Raw genomic sequence first — 7,127 nt, 5'->3', positions numbered from 1 at the left:
CATGGCGTTGGGCTTGTCGTGCTATCGCTCCTTCGCTCCGTTGACAACAACTCGTGGTTAGGCGCAAGCCAAGCACTCGCGCATTGCGGTGTATCACTTTCCTGGTTGAACGGGTTTTCAGCAAAGCGTGGGACATGCATTGAAAAGCTCACGGAGGCGTATGACTCAGCACCTGATGACCACTCCCGGAAGAAGACTTTGGCTCTTCGTGAGGGGATGATTTCTTGGAAGTACCAGTCCAGCAGACAAAGGGTAAATCTGGCCATATGTGGCGTGCTCGACTTCGTGCGCGACAACTCCCGAGAGTCACTGAAGAAGATGTTGGAATCAGTGAAGTCGAGTCTTACGGACAAGCGTGTGACAGGCACATTGGCCCAGAGGATCTCCAGGCTGCAGCGGGCCCAGGCTACCGAAGAGGTTGTCGAAAGTGGCGTTGTCCAGCTCATCACCTTGCACTCCTCGAAAGGCCTGGAGTTCGACAATGTATGGATCGTTGGATGCGAGGAAGGCAACCTTCCCCACACTGATTCCACTGAAGAGGAAGAGCGGCGCCTGATGTATGTCGGCATGACGCGCGCCCGATCCCGGCTTATCCTCTCCAGCTCAATGGAAGACGGTATGGAGTCGCGGTTCCTGGAAGAGGCGGGGCTCTGACACCCGATCCGCGCACTACCATTTCGCTAAGATGTGGTCCCACACAGCAAAGGACCGCACATGACAGCCTTCAACGAGGCATTCCGAACTGAAATTGCACGCATTGCCCGCAAGGAATCCAAGAAGGAATTGGACCATCTGCGGAAAGCTGTCAGTTCTCAGCGGTCGGAAATTGCTTCACTGAAACGCTCCTTGCACGAGCTGGAACGAACAGTGAAGCTGACTGTTCGCCGTCTTCCAGCACCAGAACCAAAGCAACCGAAGGTCGCAACAAAAAGCAAAGGCGTTTCGACTGAGGCGCTGGTGGCCAAACGTGAGGCTCTGTCCCTAACGGTCGCGGAGATGGCTATTCTGCTCAACGTGAGCCCATTGACCCTGCGTCGATGGGAGGCTCAGGAAGCATTCCCTCGAAAAATGCACCATGAGCGCATTCATGCCGTCTTGGCTTTGGGCAAACGGCAAGCAAAGCGCCTGTTGACTGAAGGTGAAAGCCCCGAATAGAGGCTCTTAGATCTGGGTGGGGTAGTTCTCCCTCGCCCAAATCTCAGGCCTGCACAGCCGATCCAGCGGCTGCGGGCTTGTAGCGAATGTGCTGCCCTTTCACCTGGAATATTTTGGCGTTGGCTTCAATGATGACGTTGAGACCCTTCCGGTCCTTCGCAATACCAGCGGCGAGTGCCGCGCTACGCATCTCTATCCGGTCGATGTAGCGCCACCCATCTTCCACTTTGTCCGCAGCGCATCCGTCCAGAACTCCAAAGACTGCCGCAACGCGCGGATCGAGAGTGCCAAGTGGTGAAGCAGAATCATCGGGGATTGCATCTTCAGGTGTGACCTGCTGACGGGAGGTTGGCTTGACCGTTGCCTGGCTCTTGGGAGCCATTGATTGCGGAGCACTTGCCGCGATTCGCGCTTGATTGGAAGCGATTTCGGCTTTTGCTTGAGCAGCCTTTCGCGGCTTTGGAGTTACAGGTGACTTCTCTGACCGCGCTTCTTTGCGATCTTCAGATTTCGAACCGTCCAACAATGGGAGTTGACCGGAACTCTCTGGTCGAGACACGACCTTTTCCTTGGCCTGCACCTGGGGCTCCGAGTGTCGTGCAGACATCTTTTCAAACTGATCGTGCTCGGAGGGCGCAGCCTCATTTGTTTCAACTGGTGGAAGCGCATCTGCCTCGCCTGGGGAATCCTGACGTTCGGCCCGCCCCTTCACGGAAGGGTTGCTGTGTAGATCGGGGTTGTACTTCGCGTGATAAAGCAGAGCGTCACCAGGTTCTGGCATCAACCGCAAGGCCTTGCTGTCTTCACCCTGAAATTTGGAGTCCACGAGTTTGACGAACGGCATGTCCTGGTCAACCCAGATCCAGCCATTCTTTCCGCACTCGTCAAGGATGGTCTTTGCTGTCAAACCGTAATTTGCGAAGCAGCCAGGCCAGCGCAGAAGAACCATCTCTTGCTCGTCCACGCGTACATCGACACCCCACTGTTTCGCACCTGTCTGCAGATCGTCTGCAAGAGCCAAGAACAGTTCGCCAACTGAGCCGGAGAACTCCAGTTCAGGTGGTTGGGTGAAGTTGCCCTTCTTGCGCTTTTTCTTCTTTGTCGATTCAGTGCCGTTGGCTTCAGGAGCAGTGGCTTCGGCGGGTGCAGTTAACTCAGGAACCTTTTCCGCACCTTCGGTTGCAGCTGATTTCAGCTTCACTCCAACTGGCTTCGAAATGGCCATTGGCGAATCGGTCGAACCGACTTTTTGCACCTGGCGCACCTTCGGTTGCTTCTTACCACCTTCACCAGGGCTTGCTTCGACTCCAAGAATCTCCCCAGTTTCGGGGTCGATGTCCAGCTTACGCAGAGGTGGCTTGGGGGTCTCGCAGTCTTCGGCTGGTGCTGGTGCAGCTGCCGTGGTCAATGCCGCTGGTGAGTCGGGCGTGGACTTGGTGGCAGTTCTGATTGCCTCTACTGAGGTTTTTACAGATCCCGCAGCGCCATTGGCCTGACCGTCTGGTGGTGGTGCCAGAGGATCGCGAACTGCTCCTGCAGCGTCCTGCTTGGCCCTTGCATGCACTGGTGAGGTGTGTTCTTCTGGGGCATCAGCTTCTGCGCCCCCCCCGCAGGGCTCTTCATCCTCGCCATTGAGTAGCCGCCCTGCTACAGCGGCAATCGGGGTAGACGAGATCATTGCGTCATCGCGCAATCGAATGCAGACCAGAGACTTGTTGGGGATCTTGGCTTCAAGTTCCGCAGGAACAATTCTCCAGAATCTCTCCTCCCCGGTCTCACGGACGAAGGCAAGGCCTCGTTCGAGCAGCATGTCGAGAATGCCGTCAGGTGTTCTGGGGAACCCCTTCAGATCATCGGAGCGCACCTTGGCTGCAATTTCTTCACCAGAGGCTGGCCAGACAAGGTAGATGCCACCATTGATGTTCCAGACGCGCGCACCCAACTCGTTGACTTGCCAGATGCCCTCTTTGATCAGGCGGCGCATGATATCCATCAGATGGCGCTCGATGGGCACTCCCAGCTCGTAGCCAGCCATTGCTACACCCATGGTCTTGAGATCGCGCTCGGTACTAGATGAGTCGGCCCTGATCACCAGGTCATACAGTGGATTGGTCGCGCCAGGATTCCCGCTCAGGGCTTCCATCAGCCACACGACCAGTTCTGTGCCCCCCTCATCGATCCACTGCAGGGCTTCGGGCCCGATGATTCGCTCGGCCAATAAATTCGACAGAGACACATGCTGCTTTCCCCGGCCAGGTCGCCAGTCGAGGAAATAGGCCTTGAGGCTGTTCCGCTTTGCCCACTCATAGAGATCTTCAGTGAGGGGCTTCCATGTGATGTTGCGATCACTATCCGTGATCGTCATGTCGGTCGCGGGCTTGCCTACGTCATGGCATAGGCCTGCCAGAAATGCGGTGAGTTGCCAGCGTGGCTCTATGGCTCTTCGCTGGGCTGGCGATTTCCCCATGCTGAGCAGCATGTTGTCCGCGCCCTGGAGCGACCACAGAGCGACTTCCATCGAATGGCGCAAGAGCCCCCCAGCACCACGATGGTGATGGGTCTGGGACGCAGGCAGGAGGTGTGCGTAAGCAGCGAATCGTCGCAGAGCCCCGATGTAAAACTGCTCGTACTGTTCAGGAGTGACGATGACGCTACGCTTGTAGTGCGCCAGGATTTCAGGATGCTGCGCAAGCAACCTCTCTGGCTCGATGGTCGGCAACCCCTTCATAAAGGGCGGATAGCGGGGCACTTCGAAATCGACTGCAGCCGGTATCGGGGTTGCTTTGGGAGTGACGGGGGCTTTAGGGGTGAAGAGACTCTTGAACCACTGCATCGCCTACTCGCCCTTGCAATACGGACAGTGAGAGGTCAGGCTCAACTCTCGGTCATAGATATAGCTGATGCGGCAGCTATTGCACTGCATGACAGTCAGCAAGTTAGAGCGAACGTCTCGGAGCGCGTAGTACGCGGCATTTATGTCGAGAACGTTGGAAGGATCTACTTGGCCCAGAAGCGCGTTGTGAGCATGCCAAGTCTGCAACAGTGTTCGCGGCTGTATTTCTTTTGTCTTGTGCAGTCGCTGGTGCAGAAGCACAATTGCTGACAAATTCCTCACCATTTGCACTGTTTTCACATAGGAAAGGGCTGATTCGGGCAGCTTTCCATTCGGTGATCGCTCACCGTGGATTTCCTTCCACATTTTGCGCAGTGGTTCGAGTGTGAGGTCCGTCAGCGCTGCAACAATCGAGAGTCTGAGTTTTGCCTGAATCAGCTCTCTTGCGTACTGCAGTTGCTCCAGCTTTGCGAGTTGCATTGGGCAAAAAATGAATCAGCGACCAGACATGGCGAGCGCCGAAACGCTCAATGCACCCACCGCTGAAGGTGGCGTGTCCAAAACTTGCTTCATCGACTCTTCATCCAATCGCATTGTGAAAAATGTGATGGGCGTGGCGTTGGCGAGTTTGTCGATTTCTTCCAAGCTCATAGTCGAGATTTTTTCTAGCAAACCTTCGGACATACCAGTCACCATAGGGCCAAGATTGACAGTTCCAGAGCGAGCTACGCGCTGTGCGGTCAGCAAGAACATCCGGTTCAATGCTGCAACGTCCTTGATTGGGGTCACGATTCACCTTTACTCACAAATCTTGCTCGCAGTGTATCGTAATGTTCGAAGAAACACGCCTTTTTGCTACCCAGCCACGGCAAAAAGTTGCAAATAAGCTATCTTTCAGTTGTGGAAAACCCTAATAAAGAACTCTCTGATGCGATTGGGAAGCGTTTGCGTTTGTGGCGTCGGTCCGTCCATTTGACCCAGGATGACATGGCCCACAAGTTGTCAGTCAACAAGACGACCTATCGGAAATACGAGCTTGGAATGAGTGCTCCAGGCGCAGCAGTTCTTGCAGCCGCCTGCAATCATGGTGTCAACATCAATTGGCTCCTGACTGGACTAGAGCCAATGCTCTGGACTCTTGACGAGCCCCCTGACTGGGCCAAGGATGACGTGCTCGAAGAGTTGTGCAGGACTCTGGAGAGGTTGCGCGTCCTGGACCCCTCAAAATACGAAATGCTGGCTCGCGGGTTCATCGCTCGCAGCGCTGAAGCAAGAGAGCACGCAGAACTCAAACGTGCTGCTGCAGCCCCCCATACCGTCGATCTACTCCCGCCCCCTACCCCATCGGGTTTCCAGGAGCTGTTGGACAGCCACTTCATGGATCTACTGCCCGATGCGTCCAAGCCATTCAGCGACTTGCCACCGCCTGTCAGAACTGACGAAACGAACGACTAGGCGACGTACGCATCCTGAACTGAAAGCTGATGCGCCATCACACTGAAATAGCTGTGCTGGCGCCACAGGCTTCGATCACCGATCACATAGAGCCGCTTCTTGCCACGGGACACGGCAACGTTGAGCAGGTTCGGCTTGCTTGCAGCCCAAGCCTTGGCACCCGATGACTTCGGGTTTCCGCCCAAGATCAGGATCACGACATCAGCTTCTTTGCCTTGGGCCGTATGGACGGTGCCTACCTTACCGGCATCCAGATCGAAGACCCTGGCAATTCGGCGAAGTCGAGCGGCACAGTCCCTGAATGGGGAAATCAAAGCCACCTGGTCTTTCGCTACACCCCGCTCCAGCAGATCCCCGATCAGTGTTTGTAGGCACTGGCCCTCAGCATCCACCCAATGCCCTTCGCTGGTCGTAGCTTTCACGTCATACCATGCCGTAGCGGGCCACGGCACATCACCTCGGGCGGGCGTCCCGAAGACCATCAGGCCATCGTAGGCCACCTCATTGCTGATACGGAACATTTCGGGAGCGCATCGCCGATGGAGACGCAGTGGGCAACCGACCCACAGCCTGTCTCCAGGGACTGTTCCAAGGTAGGTGCCGAACCGTGAGGACAGATCCGCCAATCCCTGGGCCGAGTTCCAGCTTGGCATCCACGGCGTGTCCACCCCATAGTGGCGGGCAAGCTCTGACTCTATGCCCTCGGGTACGGTGACAACAGGCTCCAGTTGCAGGGGATCTCCCACTATGACAGTTCGACGCGCCCGCCACACTGCGCACGCAACGTGGGCAGCTTGGGCCTGCCCGCCCTCATCAACCAGCACATAGCCAATGGATTCACGGGGCGCCTTCGCAAACATTCGAGGGAAGGAGGCGAACGTGGCGGACACGACTGGAACTACCAGACAGAGCGATTCAAGCGCAGGGGCGACGAGGTTGCCGTCAACCCGTTTGCCCGCCAGCCAGTCACAGGCGATAGCCAAATTGGCCGCCATCTGTACGGGGTGCGCCTCGAAGAAAGCCCGATGAAGGTCAAGAGCCGCCAGGAACACTTCCTCGCGCGCTGCCAGCCATCTTGGTTCGCCCCAAGGCGTTACGTGCTCACGCTGCTCCTGGTCCATGTCAACATCAAGCCATGCGCCCCCGAGTTGATTCATCGCCCGACCAAGATCGCTCTCAAGCTCCGCCCGCAGAGTTCTGAGCTTTGAAGCATGGGCGGTCGCAGCGCCAACCCTCAAGTTGAGACGGGCTCCGCTGACACGCAGATCCAATATCAAGCGCTCCAATTGGCTAGATTGGTCACGCCATTGGGTCACCCAACTCCTCGCGATATCGAGATTCGTGACCAGCCCCTCCCTATCGGAACGCCACAAGGCTCTCGCCTTACCCAAGGTAGTCAGCGTGTGCCACAGGCCGGGAGCGCAGTCTTCATGCCGTGCCAGGGCATCTCTGGCATGTGATTCATGCTCCTCGGCCTTAGCAAGAGAACCATTGAGTTCAGACAGACGGATCTCAGCTTTTGAAAGCGAATCACGAGATTCGAATTGCTCCACTTCCGTATCTCGCAAACTGCACTCAGCCTGCTGTGCTTCTGACACGAGCTGGGCAATCTTTGCTGGCATTTCAGCGGCTTCAGACACCCGCTTGCGGCACGCGGCTTCATGCTTCAGTGCGGCCTTGAAAC

General features: G+C 56.4%; 7 protein-coding genes. 3 read left to right on the top strand and 4 right to left on the bottom strand.

Translation table 11 applies throughout. The features are described 5' to 3' along the window. Window positions 1–654: 3'-5' exonuclease (locus ISS20_RS22200; RefSeq protein WP_291439625.1), on the top strand; the 654-nt coding region annotated here is incomplete at its 5' end. Window positions 655–714: 60 nt separating this feature from the next. Then, on the top strand, window positions 715–1,155 hold the full coding sequence (locus ISS20_RS22195; RefSeq protein WP_218297808.1) for a transcriptional regulator: 441 nt from the start codon (window positions 715–717) through the stop codon (window positions 1,153–1,155). A gap of 43 nt (window positions 1,156–1,198) precedes the next feature. Here the strand turns inward: ISS20_RS22195 and mobH are convergent, their stop codons facing one another. The 3 genes from mobH to ISS20_RS22180 are packed head-to-tail and all read right to left on the bottom strand — an operon-like array spanning window position 1,199 to window position 4,777. Continuing rightward, a complete protein-coding gene (gene mobH / locus ISS20_RS22190) occupies window positions 1,199–3,988 on the bottom strand; it encodes a MobH family relaxase (RefSeq protein ID WP_291439620.1) in 2,790 nt (929 codons plus the stop codon). Window positions 3,989–3,991: 3 nt separating this feature from the next. Continuing rightward, window positions 3,992–4,468 carry a FlhC family transcriptional regulator gene (locus ISS20_RS22185; RefSeq protein ID WP_291439618.1) on the bottom strand — a complete coding sequence of 159 codons (477 nt, stop codon included), beginning with the start codon at window positions 4,466–4,468 and terminating at the stop codon, window positions 3,992–3,994. A 15-nt stretch (window positions 4,469–4,483) separates the two neighbouring features. Beyond that, window positions 4,484–4,777, bottom strand: coding sequence for a hypothetical protein (locus ISS20_RS22180; RefSeq protein WP_147455736.1), 294 nt, complete (start codon window positions 4,775–4,777; stop codon window positions 4,484–4,486). Window positions 4,778–4,888: 111 nt separating this feature from the next. Here ISS20_RS22180 and ISS20_RS22175 point away from each other — a divergent pair, with 111 nt between their 5' ends. Then, window positions 4,889–5,443 (top strand): helix-turn-helix transcriptional regulator, encoded by a 555-nt coding sequence (locus ISS20_RS22175; RefSeq protein ID WP_291439627.1) that lies wholly within the window; start codon window positions 4,889–4,891, stop codon window positions 5,441–5,443. On the opposite strand, the gene ISS20_RS22170 is transcribed toward ISS20_RS22175, so the two are convergent. Then, on the bottom strand, window positions 5,440–7,127 hold a 1,688-nt coding region (locus ISS20_RS22170), incomplete at its 5' end, for an AAA domain-containing protein (protein ID WP_291439616.1). The two genes, ISS20_RS22175 and ISS20_RS22170, sit on opposite strands and share 4 nt — an antisense overlap.

The organism is Acidovorax sp. (assembly GCF_016783915.1).
Taxonomy (GTDB): domain Bacteria; phylum Pseudomonadota; class Gammaproteobacteria; order Burkholderiales; family Burkholderiaceae_C; genus Acidovorax.
Note: the sequence above shows the minus strand (reverse complement) of the source record. Positions and strands in the feature narration are given on the sequence as shown.